The 17576-nt window shown below is 48.2% G+C and carries 20 protein-coding genes and 1 pseudogene; 7 read left to right on the top strand and 14 right to left on the bottom strand.

Features of this window, described 5'->3' with window-relative positions; translation table 11 throughout:
* The first annotated feature begins 18 nt into the window (after positions 1-18).
* On the top strand, positions 19-801 hold the full coding sequence (locus tag A0126_RS06640) for an HAD-IIB family hydrolase (protein ID WP_088836951.1): 783 nt from the start codon (positions 19-21) through the stop codon (positions 799-801).
* 170 nt (positions 802-971) lie between these two features.
* On the opposite strand, the pseudogene A0126_RS19485 reads toward A0126_RS06640, so the two are convergent.
* The 3 genes and pseudogenes from A0126_RS19485 to A0126_RS06625 form a co-directional block, all read right to left on the bottom strand.
* Positions 972-1256 (bottom strand): annotated as a pseudogene (locus A0126_RS19485) (hypothetical protein).
* Positions 1238-1531, bottom strand: a complete 294-nt coding sequence (locus tag A0126_RS06630) for a hypothetical protein (protein ID WP_088836950.1) — start codon at positions 1529-1531, stop codon at positions 1238-1240. Before A0126_RS06630 ends, A0126_RS19485 begins: the two are co-directional and overlap by 19 nt.
* Before the next feature lie 67 nt (positions 1532-1598).
* Positions 1599-2654, bottom strand: a complete 1056-nt coding sequence (locus A0126_RS06625) for a DUF871 domain-containing protein (protein WP_088836949.1) — start codon at positions 2652-2654, stop codon at positions 1599-1601.
* 136 nt (positions 2655-2790) lie between these two features.
* Here A0126_RS06625 and A0126_RS06620 point away from each other — a divergent pair, with 136 nt between their 5' ends.
* Complete coding sequence (locus tag A0126_RS06620; RefSeq protein WP_088836948.1) at positions 2791-3279, top strand: DUF4825 domain-containing protein; 489 nt, start codon at positions 2791-2793, stop codon at positions 3277-3279.
* Between the two features lie 92 nt (positions 3280-3371).
* Here the strand turns inward: A0126_RS06620 and A0126_RS06615 are convergent, their stop codons facing one another.
* From A0126_RS06615 to A0126_RS06600, 4 genes are all read right to left on the bottom strand, one after another.
* Positions 3372-4745 (bottom strand): PTS transporter subunit EIIC, encoded by a 1374-nt coding sequence (locus A0126_RS06615; RefSeq protein ID WP_088836947.1) that lies wholly within the window; start codon positions 4743-4745, stop codon positions 3372-3374.
* Between the two features lie 13 nt (positions 4746-4758).
* Positions 4759-5643: an N-acetylmuramic acid 6-phosphate etherase gene (murQ, locus tag A0126_RS06610; RefSeq protein ID WP_088836946.1), complete on the bottom strand. Its 885-nt coding sequence runs from the start codon at positions 5641-5643 to the stop codon at positions 4759-4761.
* A 142-nt stretch (positions 5644-5785) separates the two neighbouring features.
* Positions 5786-7726 carry a glycoside hydrolase family 3 protein gene (locus tag A0126_RS06605; protein ID WP_088836945.1) on the bottom strand — a complete coding sequence of 647 codons (1941 nt, stop codon included), beginning with the start codon at positions 7724-7726 and terminating at the stop codon, positions 5786-5788.
* Between the two features lie 504 nt (positions 7727-8230).
* The gene (locus A0126_RS06600; RefSeq protein WP_088836944.1) at positions 8231-9334 is read right to left on the bottom strand and encodes a type I restriction endonuclease; all 1104 of its coding nucleotides are present in this window, start codon (positions 9332-9334) and stop codon (positions 8231-8233) included.
* A gap of 213 nt (positions 9335-9547) precedes the next feature.
* Between A0126_RS06600 and A0126_RS06595 the strand changes: the two genes are divergently transcribed.
* Positions 9548-10057: a hypothetical protein gene (locus A0126_RS06595; RefSeq protein WP_088836943.1), complete on the top strand. Its 510-nt coding sequence runs from the start codon at positions 9548-9550 to the stop codon at positions 10055-10057.
* A 56-nt stretch (positions 10058-10113) separates the two neighbouring features.
* Here A0126_RS06595 and A0126_RS06590 read toward each other — a convergent pair whose 3' ends face one another.
* Both A0126_RS06590 and A0126_RS06585 read right to left on the bottom strand, forming a co-directional pair.
* Positions 10114-10398: a hypothetical protein gene (locus A0126_RS06590; protein ID WP_088836942.1), complete on the bottom strand. Its 285-nt coding sequence runs from the start codon at positions 10396-10398 to the stop codon at positions 10114-10116.
* A 158-nt stretch (positions 10399-10556) separates the two neighbouring features.
* Positions 10557-10886: a winged helix-turn-helix transcriptional regulator gene (locus A0126_RS06585; RefSeq protein ID WP_012370213.1), complete on the bottom strand. Its 330-nt coding sequence runs from the start codon at positions 10884-10886 to the stop codon at positions 10557-10559.
* A gap of 329 nt (positions 10887-11215) precedes the next feature.
* Between A0126_RS06585 and A0126_RS06580 the strand changes: the two genes are divergently transcribed.
* Genes A0126_RS06580 through A0126_RS06570 form a run of 3 tightly spaced genes read left to right on the top strand, consistent with a single transcriptional unit; the run spans position 11216 to position 13673 of the window.
* Positions 11216-12418 carry an MFS transporter gene (locus A0126_RS06580; RefSeq protein ID WP_088836941.1) on the top strand — a complete coding sequence of 401 codons (1203 nt, stop codon included), beginning with the start codon at positions 11216-11218 and terminating at the stop codon, positions 12416-12418.
* A gap of 12 nt (positions 12419-12430) precedes the next feature.
* Positions 12431-13381 carry a TIGR03571 family LLM class oxidoreductase gene (locus A0126_RS06575; RefSeq protein WP_088836940.1) on the top strand — a complete coding sequence of 317 codons (951 nt, stop codon included), beginning with the start codon at positions 12431-12433 and terminating at the stop codon, positions 13379-13381.
* A 13-nt stretch (positions 13382-13394) separates the two neighbouring features.
* Positions 13395-13673, top strand: coding sequence for a winged helix-turn-helix transcriptional regulator (locus tag A0126_RS06570; RefSeq protein WP_157898472.1), 279 nt, complete (start codon positions 13395-13397; stop codon positions 13671-13673).
* Positions 13674-13687: 14 nt separating this feature from the next.
* Here A0126_RS06570 and A0126_RS06565 read toward each other — a convergent pair whose 3' ends face one another.
* A complete protein-coding gene (locus A0126_RS06565; protein ID WP_088836938.1) occupies positions 13688-14431 on the bottom strand; it encodes a class I SAM-dependent methyltransferase in 744 nt (247 codons plus the stop codon).
* Positions 14432-14576: 145 nt separating this feature from the next.
* Here A0126_RS06565 and A0126_RS06560 point away from each other — a divergent pair, with 145 nt between their 5' ends.
* Positions 14577-15482, top strand: a complete 906-nt coding sequence (locus A0126_RS06560) for a TerC family protein (protein ID WP_088836937.1) — start codon at positions 14577-14579, stop codon at positions 15480-15482.
* Between the two features lie 83 nt (positions 15483-15565).
* Here the strand turns inward: A0126_RS06560 and A0126_RS06555 are convergent, their stop codons facing one another.
* From A0126_RS06555 to A0126_RS06540, 4 genes are all read right to left on the bottom strand, one after another.
* Complete coding sequence (locus A0126_RS06555; RefSeq protein WP_088836936.1) at positions 15566-16420, bottom strand: hypothetical protein; 855 nt, start codon at positions 16418-16420, stop codon at positions 15566-15568.
* A gap of 100 nt (positions 16421-16520) precedes the next feature.
* The gene (locus A0126_RS06550) at positions 16521-16751 is read right to left on the bottom strand and encodes a hypothetical protein (protein WP_239456876.1); all 231 of its coding nucleotides are present in this window, start codon (positions 16749-16751) and stop codon (positions 16521-16523) included.
* A 1-nt stretch (position 16752) separates the two neighbouring features.
* On the bottom strand, positions 16753-16980 hold the full coding sequence (locus A0126_RS06545) for an ankyrin repeat domain-containing protein (RefSeq protein ID WP_088836935.1): 228 nt from the start codon (positions 16978-16980) through the stop codon (positions 16753-16755).
* 6 nt (positions 16981-16986) lie between these two features.
* Positions 16987-17544, bottom strand: coding sequence for an ankyrin repeat domain-containing protein (locus A0126_RS06540; RefSeq protein WP_157898471.1), 558 nt, complete (start codon positions 17542-17544; stop codon positions 16987-16989).
* Positions 17545-17576: the final 32 nt, after the last annotated feature.

Below are 17576 nucleotides of genomic sequence, written 5' to 3'. Positions count from 1 at the left end.
AAAATAAGGAGAATCATCATGAATTTTGTTTTTGATTTGGACGGAACTCTCTGTTTTCAAGGGTTGCCGTTGTCTCAACCCATTACAAAGGCGCTTCATTCGCTTGAAAAAGTGGGGCACCGCGTCATCTTCGCTTCAGCCCGACCGATTCGCGATTTGTTACCGGTCCTTCCGGAAACATTTCATCATCACCTGCTGATTGGTGGAAACGGATCGTTAGTTTCTCATCGTGGAGAAATCGTCTATTCGAAGCACTTTTCTCAATCTGACGTCATCTACATCCAAAAACTGATTCAACAGATGGATGCCACCTACTTAGTTGACGGTTTGTGGAACTACAGCTACACAGGGACTATATCTCACCCGATTCGCAAGAATCTGGATCCATTACACTCTGCAAAAAATGTAAGTCTGACAGAACATGACACCATTATAAAAGTCCTGATTTTAAGTGCAACGAGTATGCCGGACTTTTCGGAAGCATTACGCGAGATTGATGTCGTTTCACATTCGCATGGTGAAGAGCAGGTGCTCGACATCAGTCCAAAAGGCATTCATAAACGAAATGCTCTTCACATCATGGGCATTACAACAGAAGGATATGTCGCGTTCGGGAACGATGCAAACGACATCGAGATGTTTAAAGGTGCCGTTCATTCGGTCATGATCGGTAGTCATGTCGATCTAGCTACCTATGCAGATGAACAGATTCCGTTAAACGGTTTGCTCGAAGAACAACTTGTTGCTAAACTACGAGAATTGAGTCTCCGTTTCAGTACCGAAAATTGTTTGCCAACTTAATTGTAAGTAATTGATTTGATGCTGTTGCGTTTCACTTCATCCTGACAATGATTGATTACTTTTCACCCGAGTCTCAGGTTCAATGTAGAAAAGATTTCAGCCAGACAAAGTGGACGTCCCCTCTCTGAGCAATTCTCAGAGGATTGACGTCCATTTTGTCTGGATTTCGATTAAGTAGCTGTCTCCAATAATTGACAAACGTCGTTCCGGGATTTCAATACGATGTTGGTTTTCGTCGATGTCACTTGATTGAGTTTCGATTGGATATCCGGTCGTTATACGTTTGGATTATTCCAAATCTATTTAAAAAAAGCAAAATCGATTTTTTCTGGACACCCTGCTGTCATATCTGTTCTTGGTTCATGGCGTATTTTCCGTTTCAAGACACGGCTGCGTTGTTTAGCTAACGTCGACTTGCCGGAGCCCCTGGAGCCAATCAGGACGATTCTTTTAATTCCGTTTCCTTCCTCGTTTCCTGTGTTCGCTCACTTGACGATTCATCGACTTTTGTATTTCGTTCAAGATAGACACATACCAACTCGTTGACATGAAACGCCAAGGCGTTTCCCCGATCAACTGACAGTCTAAAAAACTGGGTCGTATAATGTGCAGCTGTCTCGTGGTGTTCCAAAAAACCATCAATCGATTCCATGAACATATTAAAATCAACAAAATCATCAATAAAATGTACATCCCCGTTTTTTAATTTCAAAAAAAGTTTGTCCTCCATCGTCCTCCCCCTCTATCATTTATATTCAGTATTGCTGCTTCATCCTTTCGGTGAGTGAGTTGCTTACTTACAACTCTACCCACTCAAGCCGAAAAAGTCCCCCGGGCCCAATCTGTTGCAGCAACGGCCGATCCGCCTCGATCACGCGACCGATGACATTGACCCGTTCGTCGCCCGCAAGATTCCGTTTCGTGACTTGCAATTCGCCGGCGTACCGTCCGTACTTAAGATTGTCGATCGTGATCGAGCCGACAGGCCGGTCTGATACGGTCGCGGGTTCAAGCCATCCATTGCCTGGGTGCCCGGAGCTACGCGACTCGACGGACCGGATGACGTCGCGTGCCGGATCCAACCGGTTCGTCTGTACGCGCGTCAACAACGGATCATCGCTTTGACCCGTCGCCCGGAGGACAATGATTCCCTCCTGATAGGCAGCAAACTGTTTCATCGTGCTCGCCAACAAACCCGGGTCTCCGATCAGAATCCGGTCGACGGATGCTTGAAGCTCGAGATAACAGGCAAACGGTGATCTCCTGCGGTGGTCTTCGAGCGTCGGTAACGTGGCATGAAGCGGACCACGCAGTTGTCCGTCTCCCGGAATGAACGCCTGGACACGGATTCCCTGTTCACGGAGCCAGCGGTTTTTATCGTGGAACCAGTCTCGGTCAAGCCCCGTTTCCGGTCGCGGATAAAAGTTGTGCCACGCTTCGACCTGCTCAAGGACAAGCCCCTCCGCTTTCATCGCAGCGAGCTCCTCTGCCGTCAATGTACTAGCGTTTAAGGCGACCATCATCTGTTTTGACAAGTCCGCGACCTGCTTCGGCGTGATGCCATAATCGACCCGCAGACCGGTCACGCCCCATTCGATTAAGGTAGCAGCATCGTCCCACGTCTTGCCGAGTGCGGCAAGCGAACTCGGTGCGATATCCGCGACGAGTTCCATCTCGAGCTCCCGAGCGAACGCCCCGAGATCCCGCAAGCGCTCCGTATACAGCGTCGGGTCATCTTCCGGAATATGTAATGAGGTAAAGATTGAGGTAAAACCAATTGTCCGCATCTGCCGGATGTTGCCTTTCGCCTCATCAGTCAACGGTTCACTTAAATAAACGGCGAGTCCTTTCATCTGCTTCACTCCTCTTGATTGACTAGATGTTCACTCTTGACGAATTGTTACTAAAGTCCCAATATAAGAATTTTTTAGAAGGTATTCTACAAATTATGATACCATGAGGGGGAGATACTTAAAGGAGCGATTATCAATGAAACGAATTTTAATCCCATTGTTGTCGATTGTCTGCCTCGTACTGATTTGGAACGGCTACAGCCAACGTGCTGATTCAAAGGTGGACCTGTTCCACTACAAACATACTTATGTCGGTGATAACAGTGCTGTCGGAACGATCGTCAAGCAATTGGCACACCATCAAGAGTTGCGACAGATCGCTCTTGAAACCAAACAAACACCGTACGGAATCACTTTAGATTATAAAGAAATTGAGACAGAAGAAGTTGAACAAGAAATCAAAGAAACGGTCTTGTATAATGCAACCTATCTCTTTGCACTTATCGACAATGTCGACCACATCACCTTTTCGTTCCCGGACTATACCTTCAAGGTGACGCGGGAACAGCTTGACGGGTGGTACAACACGCAACTCAGCACAATCGAACAGGAACAGGACTTGAAAAAGCTGATCCGGAATCAGCTGAAGTCCGATAAATCAGTGAATCAGTTTTTTGCTCATTGATTTTGAATGGGCCGGGAGCCAAAAAAAAGATGGAACATCACCTCAACCGTGATCTTCCATCTTTATATTTCTTCTGAAATCCTCTATCCCCGTTAAATCCCGTCTGCCATTTCCTCCTTAAAGCCAAACCAATACGTAAACAGGAATCCTGCCGCGTACGAGATGATAAGACCGGCGATATACGTCAAGTACATCCCGTTATCAATCAACGGTGTCAACGATAGACCGGATACACCGATTCCAAGCGCCGTCGTCTTCATCGTCGCCTGGAACGCGCCACCGACGGCCGCTCCCATACAAGCCGTCAAGAATGGACGACCGAGCGGCAACGTGACCCCGTACAATAGCGGTTCACCGATTCCGAGGAAACCGACCGGAATCGCCCCCTTGATGATGTTACGTAAACGCTGATTCCGCGTCTTGACGAAAATCGCCAGTGCCGCCCCGACTTGTCCGGCACCTGCCATCGCGAGAATCGGTAAGAGTGGCGTATCGCCAATCGTGTTCAGGAGCTCCAAATGAATCGGTGTCAAGCCATGATGGAGACCGACCATGACGAGCGGCAGGAAGAATCCGGCGAGCACGGCACCGGCGAGTGGTCCACCGACTTCAAGCGTTGCATTGATGCCTAACATGATGCCGTCGGACAAGATGCCGGCGACCGGCATGATTGCATAAAGTGCCGTAAAGCCGACAATCAAGACCGTAAACAGCGGTGTAAAGATGATATCGATCGAGACCGGCATGAAGCGGCGGATGTGTTTTTCAAGATAGGTCATTAGCCAGGCGGCAAAGATGACACCAAACAGTCCGCCCCGACCGACGACGAGCGGTTCCCCGTATATGACGATGTCGACGAGTAACGGATTAAATAAAATCCCGCCGGCAATCGCTCCGAGGACAGGTGTGCCGCCAAACTCCTTCGCCGTATTCCAGCCGACGAGGATCGCTAAGTAGGCAAAGACGGTACTTCCGAGTAACAATAGAATCTGCATCCAGGTCACTGTTGCATCGACTCCGGCATTCTTCGCGAAGTTCGCTCCGCCGTTGATGATTCCGGATGCGACCAGTCCCGGGATGAGCGGGATGAAGATGTTCCCGATCCGGCGTAAGAAGCGCTTGAACGGGGACTTTTGTTTCTCTTTAACTTTTTGCCGTTCGATCGCGGCCCGTTCCTCGAACGTCAAGTTTTCATCGACCGATTCCTCACCGATTGCAAGTCCTGTCGTGCGGCTGAGATAATCCGCGACCCGGTTGACCGTCCCCGGTCCGACGACGAGTTGCAACGTCTCGTCATCGATGACACCCATGACACCGTCGATTTGTTTAAGTGCCTCGATGTCTGCTTTCGTCGGGTCTTTCAGCGACAACCGGACCCGTGTCATGCAGTGGGCGAGTTGCCGAATGTTATCCGTTCCCCCGACCTGTGCGAGGATGGCTTCCGCCAAGATTTCTTCTTTTTTCATCTTTTATCCCCCCTTAAAGTGCATCACGGACGAATCCGCTTGCGCGGTGCAAGCGTTCGACTGCTTCATCATACGATATGTCGGCTAAAATCATCACGATCGCCGTCTTGACGTGACCGTTCGCCGAAGTGAAAGTACGCGCTGCCGTCTCTCCGTCAACCCCGGTCGCTTCGACAATCATCCGTTTCGCACGGACTTCTAACTTTTCGTTCGTCGACTGGACGTCGACCATCAAGTTTTGATACACCTTTCCGACGCCGATCATCGCCGCCGTCGAAATCATGTTCAGGACAAGTTTTTGTGCCGTGCCCGCCTTGAGTCGAGTCGAACCGGTCAAGACTTCCGGTCCGGTTTCGACTTCAATCTTGTACTGCGCGTGCTTACTGATGACCGCTTGTTTGTTACAGGACAGGGCAGCCGTCGTCGCACCGACTTCGTGTGCATAATCCAGTCCGCCGATGACATACGGTGTCCGCCCGCTCGCCGCGATGCCGATGACGGTGTCGTTTACGTTTACTTTAAGTGCCTGTAAATCTTCAACAGCAAGCGTCTGACTGTCTTCCGCCCCTTCGACGGCTTGAATCAGTGCCCGTTCCCCACCCGCAATCAGTCCGACGACCATGTCCGGCGAGACACCGAACGTCGGCACACATTCCGCCGCGTCGAGGACACCGAGTCGCCCGCTCGTGCCGGCTCCGATGTAAATCAAGCGCCCACCTACTTGAAACGACTGAATGACGCGCTCGACGACTTGTTTGATGACCGGGATTTCCTGTCGAATGACAGTGGCGACCGTTTGATCTTCCGCGTTCATGACGGTCAACATGTCTTCGACCGCCATGTCGTCCAGGTGCATCGTTCGTTCGTTTCGTCGTTCTGTTGCTAATTTATCTAACATCGTCAACACCCTCTCTACTCACTATGTAACCTTTTAAAAAACTTTAGTTTACTCTTCTTAACAAACCATTAAAATTTTATTGCAAAAGAGTCAATAGGGAAAGCCCAATCCGATTGATTGAGCTCATCTATTCCCTTCACACTTACCGGTTCCAATTCCGGAACCCGTCTCCAAACTCGAGATGAAGCGCCTCTTTAAAGAGACCATCCTCAAATTTCGGGACATCGACCGGCAGTTTCCCCTGTGGTTTCACTTCACCAAAGATGGCACGGATTCCTGCCGGTAAATTCGGTCCGGCCGATTTCGTGTTCCCGGCTTCCGAATCGGGACCATTCGGATCGCCCTTAAAACCGTACACAAGCAGTTGCGCTTTCGCGTCCGGTTGCACGGCGACATCATACGGATTCCGGAGACTGAGCATGACAGACGGTGTTTTTGTGCGTTTCGCCTGACGGAAGACTTCCGCCGGTACATAATGATCCGCCGACGTCGCTTTCAGCTTGTCACTGTTGTTGACGTTTGAGCCGATGATGATGTAGTCTGCCGCATCCAGCTTTTCTTGCAAGACCTGGTTTTGCTCCAGGTGCGGTGTCGACGCTGTATAATTTTCCGTCAAGATGTTGACGCGTTTCAGGTTACCGGCGTTTTTTTCAAGCGACCGGATCGTCTTGACCATACTGTCCGTCTGATCTTTTGCCGGTGACAGGACGAGTATCGTCTCGCCTTTCTTCGGTTTGAACGGCAGTGTTTTCTTATCATTTTTGACGAGCGTGACCGCTGCCTCCGTCATTTCTCGTTCAAGTGCTTTATGTTCCGGACTGCCGACGACCGTTCTTGCTTGTACGAGTTTTTCGTCGAGCGTCACCGCGTCGACTGTTTCGTTCCAAATGCCGCGCGTTGCTTTTAACGTCAAAATTCGTTCGACGGATGCGTCAATCGTTGCTTCCGATAATTGACCGGCTTCAACGGCTGCAATCACATCGTCAAAAATCGATTCCAGTTTCGTTACATCGTTCGCAGATCTTAAAATCGTCGGCATCAAGGCGATATCGACGCCTGCTTTAAACGTCTTGATGACGGCTTCCGATTCCGTAAAGTTGTCGGCAATCGCTTGCATGTTCAAGGCATCGGTGACGACAAGTCCCTCATAGCCGAGCTCTTCCCGTAAGACACCGGTGATGACGTCATCCGACAACGTCGCCGGCAGCGGGAACGTTCCTTGTTTTGACTCGACGACTTCATCTTCAATTTGCGGCATCCCGATATGTGCCGTCATGATCATGTCGATGCCTTCCGCAATCGCCCGTTTAAACGGAATCAGTTCCAGCTGTTTCAGTTCAGCCAGTGATTTGTCGACGACCGGTAAGCCGTAATGCGAGTCGACTGCCGTATCCCCGTGTCCCGGGAAGTGTTTCGCCGTCGCAGCGACTCCTTGCTTCTGAATGCCTTGCGTCATCGCCGAACCGAGTTTCCCGACCAGCTGCGGATCACTTGAAAACGAGCGAACACCGATGACGGGATTGCCCGGATTGTTGTTGACGTCTAGGACCGGACCAAAGTTGACGTTGATTCCGAGGGCGTTCAACTCGGACCCGATGATGCTTCCTGCCGCTTCCGCGTAAACCGGACTACGGGTCGCCCCGAGTGCCATGTTGCCCGGTAAATTCGTCCCCGTCCCGAGGCGTGTGACGATGCCACCTTCCTGGTCAATCGTCACGAACAGTGGAATGTCGTTACTCGCGTCACTTTTGACGACTTCCTGCAAGTCATGGACCAGTTTCGTCGTCTGTTCCGTTGCATTGACATTTTCCGCAAACAAGATGACGCCGCCTAAATCAAACCGGTCGATGACCCGTCCGACTTCCGGTGCCAGCTGCGTATGGTCGACCCCGTCCCACAGCCGGAAATCCGGCATGATCATTTGTCCGATTTTCTGTTCGAGCGTCATCTGATCGAGTTGTGCGTCGACCCGCTCCGTGACGGAAGGTGTCGTTTCCGCCGCGACCGTTTGCATCGGCAGCGACGCAGCGAGTAGCGCCGTCGTCAATCCGAGTGTTGCCGTCCAGTTGAGTTTCTGTCCCATGTGCTCAGCTCCCCTTTAATGAAATCATTGGCCGTTATAAGACAATGTAATATAAAACATCGTTTTGACTGTACATCGCTCGTTGATCTGTGATCCGTGCGCAAGTTCCCCTTGTTCACCAACAGTATAGCAAGTCCTCATTTAAGAAACAATGTTTTAATTGAAAGCGTCAACAAATTAAAATAAAATTACTGAAATAAAATAAAAAAACCTACCTCGCTAAAGGTAGGCATGTTGTAGAACAATTAAAAATCTGCTGTTCATGAATGTTTAGCCGCTCATTTCATTTTTTTCTCAAATCGCCTCTTAGCGCCAATCTTGTACGCCGCTACGCTACGATGCAGGGCTGGTTTTGGTTACCCTTTCCCTTAAAAGCGATTCATGTCGGAAATCACGTCAATGCCCTCGCTATCAAAAGTAAGAATTGGAACTGACATTCCAACCACTGAAGCAGCGGGCTTCCTAGCCATAAATTCTGTGAAGACAGACATCTAAATAAGGAAATTAAGTTGAAGCAATGATTTCGTTGACGATATCTGATAAGCGCTCTTTATATTGTTCGATTTCATATACTTCATTAATTTTATGTCGCACATTCGGTTCATCACGGAAAGTTATATATTTATTTGTTAATGAATTAAGGTGCAAACGACAGACCCATTTCCGATTACTATCATCAATGAGAATGTTAAAGTAGCTCGCGTTATCCCGATAAAAAATCCGATTTTTATCGACTGTCGATCCAAGTAACACCTTTACGGTCGCATACCCCTCAATTTCTTCTTGTGTGGTTTCAATCGAAGGCTGTGATGGAATATCTATAGTCGGTTCATCGATGGTATTTTCTGCTTCTAACTCTGATGAGGAAGGAACAGAGACCGTCGATGATTCCGAGTCTCCTGAAATTACATGTTTGATTCGTTCATTCATATTCTCATTCATGAACTGCGTAAACGCTTTTGAAACGATAGGTCTAAACTTATCAACCACAGTTTGCGTTTTAATCCCTTGATAGCAGTCTTGAATCAGTAATCTAATAAACTCGTCGCTCGGTAACTGTGATTGTGTTTTTAACTGTTCTTTAATCGCACTTAAATATTTTAGTTCCTCTGCTGTAGAGAGAATCGTGTTGACGTTAAATTCTTGTTTTTTAAATTTGTACAGCTCTTTGATTTCATTATCCTTAATGGTAGACAGTGTAATTTCAAAGAATGGAACAGTATCCATTACGTTGGGTGTTTCTAAATCCGTGTAGAATCGATAAGTGTCGCCATTCGTTAAAATAGCAAACTTAGCTTGTGTCGTTCCATAGTACCTAAACAGTTGCGAATCATGTTTCGTGAGCGGTTCTCGGATTGATTTAGCTTCAATAAGAATAGTCGGCTGTCCCTGATCCATGATTGCATAATCAACCTTTTCACCCTTTTTTATTCCGACGTCAGCAATATACTCAGGAGTAAACTCTGCCGGATTAAATACGTCATAACCCAACGTTTGAAAAAATGGCATAATTAAAGCAGTTTTAGTAGCTTCTTCGGTAGAAATCGAATGTTGAATTTGCTGAATTCTTTGAGAGACTAAACGGATATCTGAAGAAAATTTTTCCAATGTAAAAACCTCCTCATTTCATAGTTCACTAAAGATGTATTTAAAGTGAACCAATGTTAATTCACATTATATAGGACTTTCCATTTATCACCAAGTAAAAACAGAAATTAACGATATTAAATCAGGAATTACCCGATTCGTTTCATTTAACCTAGTTTGATATGTAAAAATGATAATTAAATAACTCGATTCATGTACAGGAGGACTAAAGGCATGAAAAAATTCAGAGGCAAACGCCGTTACTTCCGAAATCTGCAAAAAGAACAACAACTCAGCGCCCATCCGCTCGATTTCAGTCCTGACAGCTGGTTCGATTTTTGGCACGTCCACCTCGATTTTGACGGACACGGAAACGGTCACCTTAAGATGCGAACAGCACATGTCAAGGCCTTGTTTCATCTGATGAACGAGCTCGACACCGCTCTTCAAACGTGGGGACAACCGTACCAGCTCTGGATCGAACTGTCCCAGTTGGATGCAGGATTGGACGCCGTTTTTATCCATACAAATAATTCGAACGACGATAATTTTCCTTTTACCGATTCAACGTTAACGGAACCGACCGAAAGATTGCCCGACTATTTGCAAACCATCGAGGGTTTGGAGCAATACCAAATCCGGTTGTCCGAACGAATCACGTATGATCCGTTCGACGACGAACCGGAAGAAATCACGGATCACATTCTCGTCATCGAACGACGAGGGAGTCGTCACCCTCTTTAACCACGTACATACGGATGGTCCTATGAAAGAAACCGTCCGTCGATTGCAACTGACCTTTATATTCTTTTGAACATCATTTTCGAACCGGCAAGGAACATGATCAGAAGTACGCCGCCGAATATGAGATTGATCAGCCAAGGTAATGTTCCCATGAACACTTCTTTAGCCGCACCGTTGAACCAGTAAGCTAGAGCCGCAAATAACACCACACTCATCAGCAGGATAAACGAAAAGCCGCTATCCTGCTTTTGTGTTTTCTTGGCAATCCCGCAACCGATGAGAAAAACAACCACTGCTCCAATTGCAAAATAAATGTAAAACCATGCATCGACAGACAGCATAAACGGACCAGCTCCTATTAAGAAATGAATTTCCTTAATAAGGAATTTTCCGTTTTAATCTCTAATCCTTTCGCACGGTCAAACACTTCAATCGTACTAACAAAAACGACCGCCTGAAATCAGGACGGTCGTTTTGCTGTGCAGTATGATGGTCCGCTTTAAGAAGAAACGACTTCCTCACCCGTCAAATCGATATGTCCTTCGCCCCACGCACACATGGCGTCGAGAATCGGACGCAATGACCAACCGTAGTCGGACAAGGAATAGATGACTTTCGGTGGGACTTGTTCGTAGACGGTCCGGATGATGACACCGTCCTGTTCAAGCTCGCGCAATTGTTGCGTCAACATTTTTTGCGTGATGTTCGGCATCAGCTTCTTCAACTCACTCGTCCGTCGTTCCCCTTTGATGAGATGACACATGATGACGACTTTCCATTTGCCTCCGATGACTTGCAGCGTCGCTTCGACCGGAATGTTATAGGCCATGCTGATTCTTCCTTTCGATTCTTGGAGTACAGCGGGACAGGTACTTTTTAGTGCCTATCGTACTTAAAAGTGCGTACTTCTCAAGTGCATTTGATGGGTTTATGATAACAACTGTCAACAGAAAGTACAAGTTGCTTTCGTCCATTGATTTGATGAAAGTAGGTAAGGTACTTTTTAGTGCCTATGGTACTTGAAAGTGCGTACTTTCTTAATTCAACTTGCCACTCTATGATGGGATGCAGAAGCTTCTCCTTCTCATCAAGCAGACTGGGCCCGGTCTGCCGGCAACAAACTGTTTTTTATTCATTTCAACCTTAGGAGGAATTATCATGAATCAATTAAACCCCCGTTCCGAACAGGAACAGGTTCCTAAAAACGGTCGCCTCGCCCTGCTTGCCCTTGCAATCAGCGCTTTCGGCATCGGAACAACAGAATTCGTCCCGGTCGGATTGCTTGCTGCCATCGCCGGTGACTTAAATATCGGCATCACTCTTGCCGGGTTGATCATTTCCGGTTACGCGATTGGCGTCGCCGTCGGTGCCCCGATTCTGACTGCTTTAACGAACCGGATGAACCGGAAAACGTTACTGATGGCATTGATGGTCATCTTTATAGCCGGTAATCTCGTCTCTGCCGTCGCTCCCAGTTTTGAACTGTTGATCGTCGCCCGTTTTATCACCGCATTCTCGCACGGTGTCTTCTTCTCGATTGGTGCGACGATTGCCGTTCAGCTCGTACCGGCAGATAAAAAAGCCAGTGCCATCGCCTTGATGTTCACCGGACTGACTGTCGCAACGGTTACCGGCGTCCCGCTTGGTACGTTCATCGGTCAAGCGTTCGGTTGGCGCGCGACGTTCTTCGCAGTAGCCGCATTAGGTCTTGTCTCAATCATCGCCAGTTTCTTCTTAATTCCAAAAGACTTGAAACAATCTCCACCAGCGAAGTTTTCCGACATGTTTAAATTGTTGACGAACGGGCGTCTGCTGCTCGGTTTCTTAATCACTGCGCTTGGTTACGGTGGAACGTTTGTCGCCTTCACCTACTTGACGCCGATCATGCAGGACGTGACGAAAATCAGTCCGAGCCTGATCAGCATCATCCTGCTCGTCTACGGCATTGCCGTCGCGATCGGCAACGCAGTAGGTGGAAAACTCGCCAACGGCAATCCGATTAAAGCATTGTTCTATATGTTCATTTTGCACGCCATCGTCATGATCGCCTTGTCATTCATGATTCCGTTTAAAGTCGCCGGTATCATCGGCATCATCTTGATGGGACTTTTAGCCTTCATGAATGTCCCGGGACTGCAACTCTATATCGTTCAGCTCGCTGAAAAATATGTCCCGGCTGCCGTCGATGTCGCGTCTGCGTTAAACATCTCCGCCTTTAACATCGGGATCGCCCTCGGTGCAACGATCGGCGGACTTGTCGCCGACACGATTGGACTCGTTCACACACCGTGGGTCGGTGGCATCATGGTCATTCTCGCCGTCATTTTGACTGCCGTCTCCCGTCGTCTCGAACACCAGTAAGGAGGAAATTTCATGCTTGACAATCATGCCAGTTACCGGCGGATGTACCGGGAAGGTGAGCTGACGCTCGGTCTCCACATTCCACTGGAGAATTTTAAGATGCAGACACCGACCCTCGCGAAACAAATCGAGCTGGCACAAAAAGCCGATCAGTTTGGTTTTACAACCCTTTGGTTACGCGACGTGCTGTTGAAAGATCCTTATTTTCTTGATCCTGCCGTCGGTCAAATTTATGACATGTTGATTTATGGTACTCACCTACTCAGTCAGACGAAACAGATTGCCCTCGGAACATCTGCTTTGGTCCTGCCGCTCCGTCACCCGTTACGGGCTGCCAAAGAACTCGCGACGATTGACGCATTGTTCCCGGAACGGCTGATACTCGGTGTTTCGTCCGGCGACCGGCAAGCGGATTTTCATGGTCTCGGGATTGATCATCCGAGTCGGGGTGTCCAGTTTAAAGAAGCGTTACGCGTGATGGAACAAGCATTGTATACGGACTACCCGACGATTCAGTCTGAGTACGGCGACGTCACCGGTGCGACACTCGTGCCGCGACCACAGAAGCGGATTCCGACGATGATTACCGGGTTTGCCCAACAAAACATGGACTGGCTTGCAACCAACGGGGACGGCTGGATGTATTATCCGCAAGGACCTTTGGAACAGGCAAAAGCGATTGAGGATTGGCGCCGGACAAGTCAAGACGCCGGAATAACCCGGTTCCGCCCGTTTTCGATGCCAATGCATCTCGATCTATCTGCTGATCCGGATGAAGAACCGACACCGATCCGACTTGGATTCCGAATCGGACGCAATCGTTTGATTGAACTGCTCCATCTCTACCGTGACCTAGGTGTCAACCACCTTTTCTTCGCCCTGTTCGACAGTGAACGACCGGCGGAAGAGGTCATTGATGAACTCGGAACCTATGTTTTGCCGCACTTCCCGCCGTTACGTTGAGGAGGTGTATCACATGACATCTGATATACGCGCACTTGACCATACGGTCCAGATCCTCGGGACCAAGTTCGAGATGCAGATTATTCGGGTGCTGTTGCAAGCTCCCTGTTCCTTCGAACAACTGACAGCAGTCGGATCAGCACATTCCACACCTGAGTTGACCGTTTGTCTCGCGCAACTCGAACAACGCGGAGTCATCGAACGACCGGCATCCATCTATCGTCTGACACCAATCGGCGAGAGTTTGCAGCCTATCTTTCACGCCATCGAAAAACAAACCCGGCATCCGTAAATGGATGCCGGGTTTTATGTCGTCGCGACGAGCGTGAATTCCCACGGGATGTTTTCGCCGTTCCAGCCCCGGTGCTCGTCCAGTTGTGCGAGGGTGAAGCCGCTCCGGATGACCGTGTTTACGATCTCACTCATCGTATAGTGACGCAGCATCACCTTCGGAAACTCCGTTTGCTCAGCGGGATCAAAATGTGATTGATAGGCGATTTTGTCTTCGTACACATCCTGATCGAAATAACGCGGGATGTACGTGTCTTCATCAATACAATGTTTGATCGGGTGATAGTCGCTTAAAATCAGCTTCCCGCCCGGCTTGAGCAAGGCAAACAAAATCGCCGCGAACGCCTCCAGATCATGAAAATAATGTAATATCCCGCCTTCAAGATACAAAACATCAAACTGGTTGCGATACCGGTTCAAATCCATTTCGTAAATATCACCGACGATGTATTCAATTTCTGTCCCGGTACAGGCGGCAAGTTCCAGTGCATAACGGCGGTTTTCTTCCGAGATGTCGAAGACCGTGACGTCAGCACCGAGTAACGCCAGCGGAACCGCTTTGCGTCCGTTCGAGCCGCACAAGTTGGCAATCCGCTTGCCAATCACTTCCCCAAAATAATGCTGATGCTTCTTCAGATTCGCTTTTGGATCGGCCAGGATTGCTTTCGCCTTGTCCGCCGGCGATCCGTCGCGTTGATTCCAAAATTCATAGGCGCGGTATTCCCAGGCGGTTTTGTTGATGGCACTTGTTTTTTCCATACCAATCTCCCCTTTTGATTTTAAGACGAAAAAGTGTCTGATTGATTTTATAAACAAAAGCAGCACACTCCCTTCTTTACTTTAAGTTCATTTGAACCTATAATTTAAATATGAACAGAACACCACTTAAAAGGAGGAAGCGCTGTTGACACTATTGATTGTATTTTTAGCGATCGTCTTCATCATGCTCGCATTGGACCTTGGCGTATTTCACAGGAAAGCCCATGAGGTCTCGCTCCGCGAAGCCTGGACGTGGACGTTCGTCTGGATCGGACTCGCCGTCGCCTTTGGCGGTTGGTTATTTTATGTGCAAGGCAGCGACGCTGCCATTGAGTACACGAGCGTCTATTTCATCGAAAAGGCACTTGCGATTGATAACGTCTTCGTCTTCTCACTCGTCTTTGCGTACTTTGCGATTCCGTTGAAGTATCAGCACAAAGTCCTGTTTTGGGGCATTCTCGGTGCCATCCTCTTCCGCGTCATCTTCATCGTCGCCGGGGTGTCGCTTCTTGATAACTTCGCTTGGGTGTACTACATCTTCGGTGCGTTCCTCGTCTACACCGGTTACATGATGTTTAAGAACATCGGGCAGGAAACGTCGCTTGAAGAGAACAAGACGGTCCGTTGGCTTGAAAAACGTTTACCAATCACACAAGACATCTCGTCCGGTAAGTTTACGCAGCGGATCAACGGCAAATTGTTCTTCACACCGCTGTTGATCGCGTTGATTTTCATCGAAATCTCGGATATCGTCTTCGCCGTCGACTCGGTCGCAGCAAGCTTTGCCTATTCGCGTGACCCGTTCATCATCTTCTATGCGAACATCATGGCAATCCTCGGACTCCGCAGTCTCTACTTCGTCCTCGCGAACCTGATCGACCGCTTCTATTACCTGAAGCACGGTCTCAGCTTCATGCTCGTCTTCATCGGAGCGAAGATGATTCTCGGTGATGTCTACAAAATGCCACTCTGGATGTCGCTCGGTACGATCGTCCTCGTCATCCTGATCAGCGTCTTCTACAGTTTCTATAAAACAAAGCCAGGAAAATAACCGATGACAGGAAAGGGAGAATGGTTCTTCCTTTCCTGTTTGTTTACGTAAAAACAGCATCCCGGCAGGATGCTGTTTTATATTTACTTCTTCATATACCGTTCAATGATTTTCGTGTACAACGCGTCTAATCGGGCGTTTTCCTCGACGACGATTGTGTCTTTCGCATACGTAAAGAGTTCGTTCGCTTCTTCGAATTTACCGGCGTAAATCAACAGGAACATCTTGCCACGCGTGTCCCCTAACCGTTCTGACGATTCTTCCCGCGCGTTTAACATCCGTTCACTGTTGAGGTCGATAATATCCGCTTTTGCATCCTTGCTGTAATGATTTTCTGTTAAATAGTTGTCCAAGCGCGTCAAATAGTCACGGTAGCTGATCAGCGTCAACGCTTCGCTGATTGAACCGTACTGGCTTTCAAACGAGAGGATTTGTTGTTGCTCATAGTTTGTGATGACTTTGTACAAAGCTTGGCCCTGTTTCAACAACGCTTGTGATTTCGTCTTCAAGCGTGCCGTTTCTTTCTTCAAGGCCGCGACACGTCGATCCGTTATCTTTTTCTCCTTCGCCGTGTTCACTTCAGGAATGAATTTTTTAATTGCTTTGACTTCTTTGACCGCAGCTGCACGGTCTTTTTTAAACGCCTCGACCTTTTTATTATACCGTTCGACTTGTGCACGGTAGACAGGATCAGTCACATAGTCCGGCACTTTGATGCTACCAAATCGATCTATGTGAAAGAGGGTGCTATCGTATGAAGCAACAACTTTCAATTGTTTCGCGCGATACTTTTTATAGTCCGTCTTCTTCTTCACGACTTGGGTCGTCTTTGTTTTTGTCGCCGCATCGGCAACTCCGCCCTGGAAGGAAGCCCCTGTCAATACGAGCGCTGTCACGACACCGCTTGCTACCACATTCCGAAATGTTACTTTTTTCATATGAACCCGCCCTTTTAAATTAAGTCAATATCAGGATAAATATCCCATCTTTAATTTTATCACCTAACATCAAAATCGACCTACACTTTTTTAACCGTTCTCACTTTAATTTATCTTCCGGGATGAGGAGATAGATGCCGACAATGATCAAGATGCCGAATAAGACATATTCCATTACCGGAAGACCGCCTCCCCAAGCAAGATCCCCCTCATTCGTAGCGATATATGCTCCAGCTTCTGCAATCGTGTCTGTCATTTTGTCGAGTTGAATAATCAGCATGCCAAACAAGATCGTTTGTACAATAATGATGAGACCAATCCATTTTTTCATCTTATTTCCCCCTATGTATGGTTTGTAACAGCTTAATGATTTCCGGATACCGGTGTTTCAATGCAAAGTCGAGCGCCGTTCGCCCTTTTGCATCCTGATGATCCCGCTCTGCATTGTGTCCCAGCAACACTTTCGTGATGTCCGTCAGACCATACTGACTGGCGAGCATCAAAGCTGTATTGTTATCGTCTAATCGATTTTCGATTTCGATGTCTGCCCCTGCCGCCAGTAACGCCTATACCGCTTTGACATGTCCTTCTCCTGCTGCGAGGTGCAACGGTGAAAATCCGTTCATTTCGATGCGATTGACATCAGCTCCTGCCGCTGCCAACATGACAATCTTCTTTACTTTTCCTTCCTGTGCGGCATAATGCAGAGGTGTATAACCTACTCCGTCATCCGTCTGCCAATCAACACGTGTGCAATCTTCAAGTAAACGACACAAGACTCGTTTGTTGCCGGAACGCGCGGCGATGAAGTGCAACGCCGTGAATCCGTGTCCGTCAAAATCAAGAGCGGCACCACCGTCAATCAGTTGCATTGCGATAGCGGACCGGTTTTCATACAACGCAAGGTGCAACGGCATTAACCCGTCCCGGCTCCGTCGGTTGATGTCTGCACGGTGCTCAAGCAAAAGCGTGACGATTTCGTCATACCCTTCCTCGATTGCCCAGTGCAATGCCGAATTTCCTTCTTCATCCAGTTCATCCAGATCGTCCCCGCGGTCGATACACTTTTTTACTTTTTCGATGTTTCCGTAAAAAGCATGGTCCTGCAATGATTTTTTAGGCAAACTGATTTCCACTTTTTAGATATTGTAAAAAT

The organism is Exiguobacterium sp. N4-1P (genome assembly GCF_002214325.1).
This window is presented reverse-complemented; position numbering and strand designations above follow the sequence as displayed.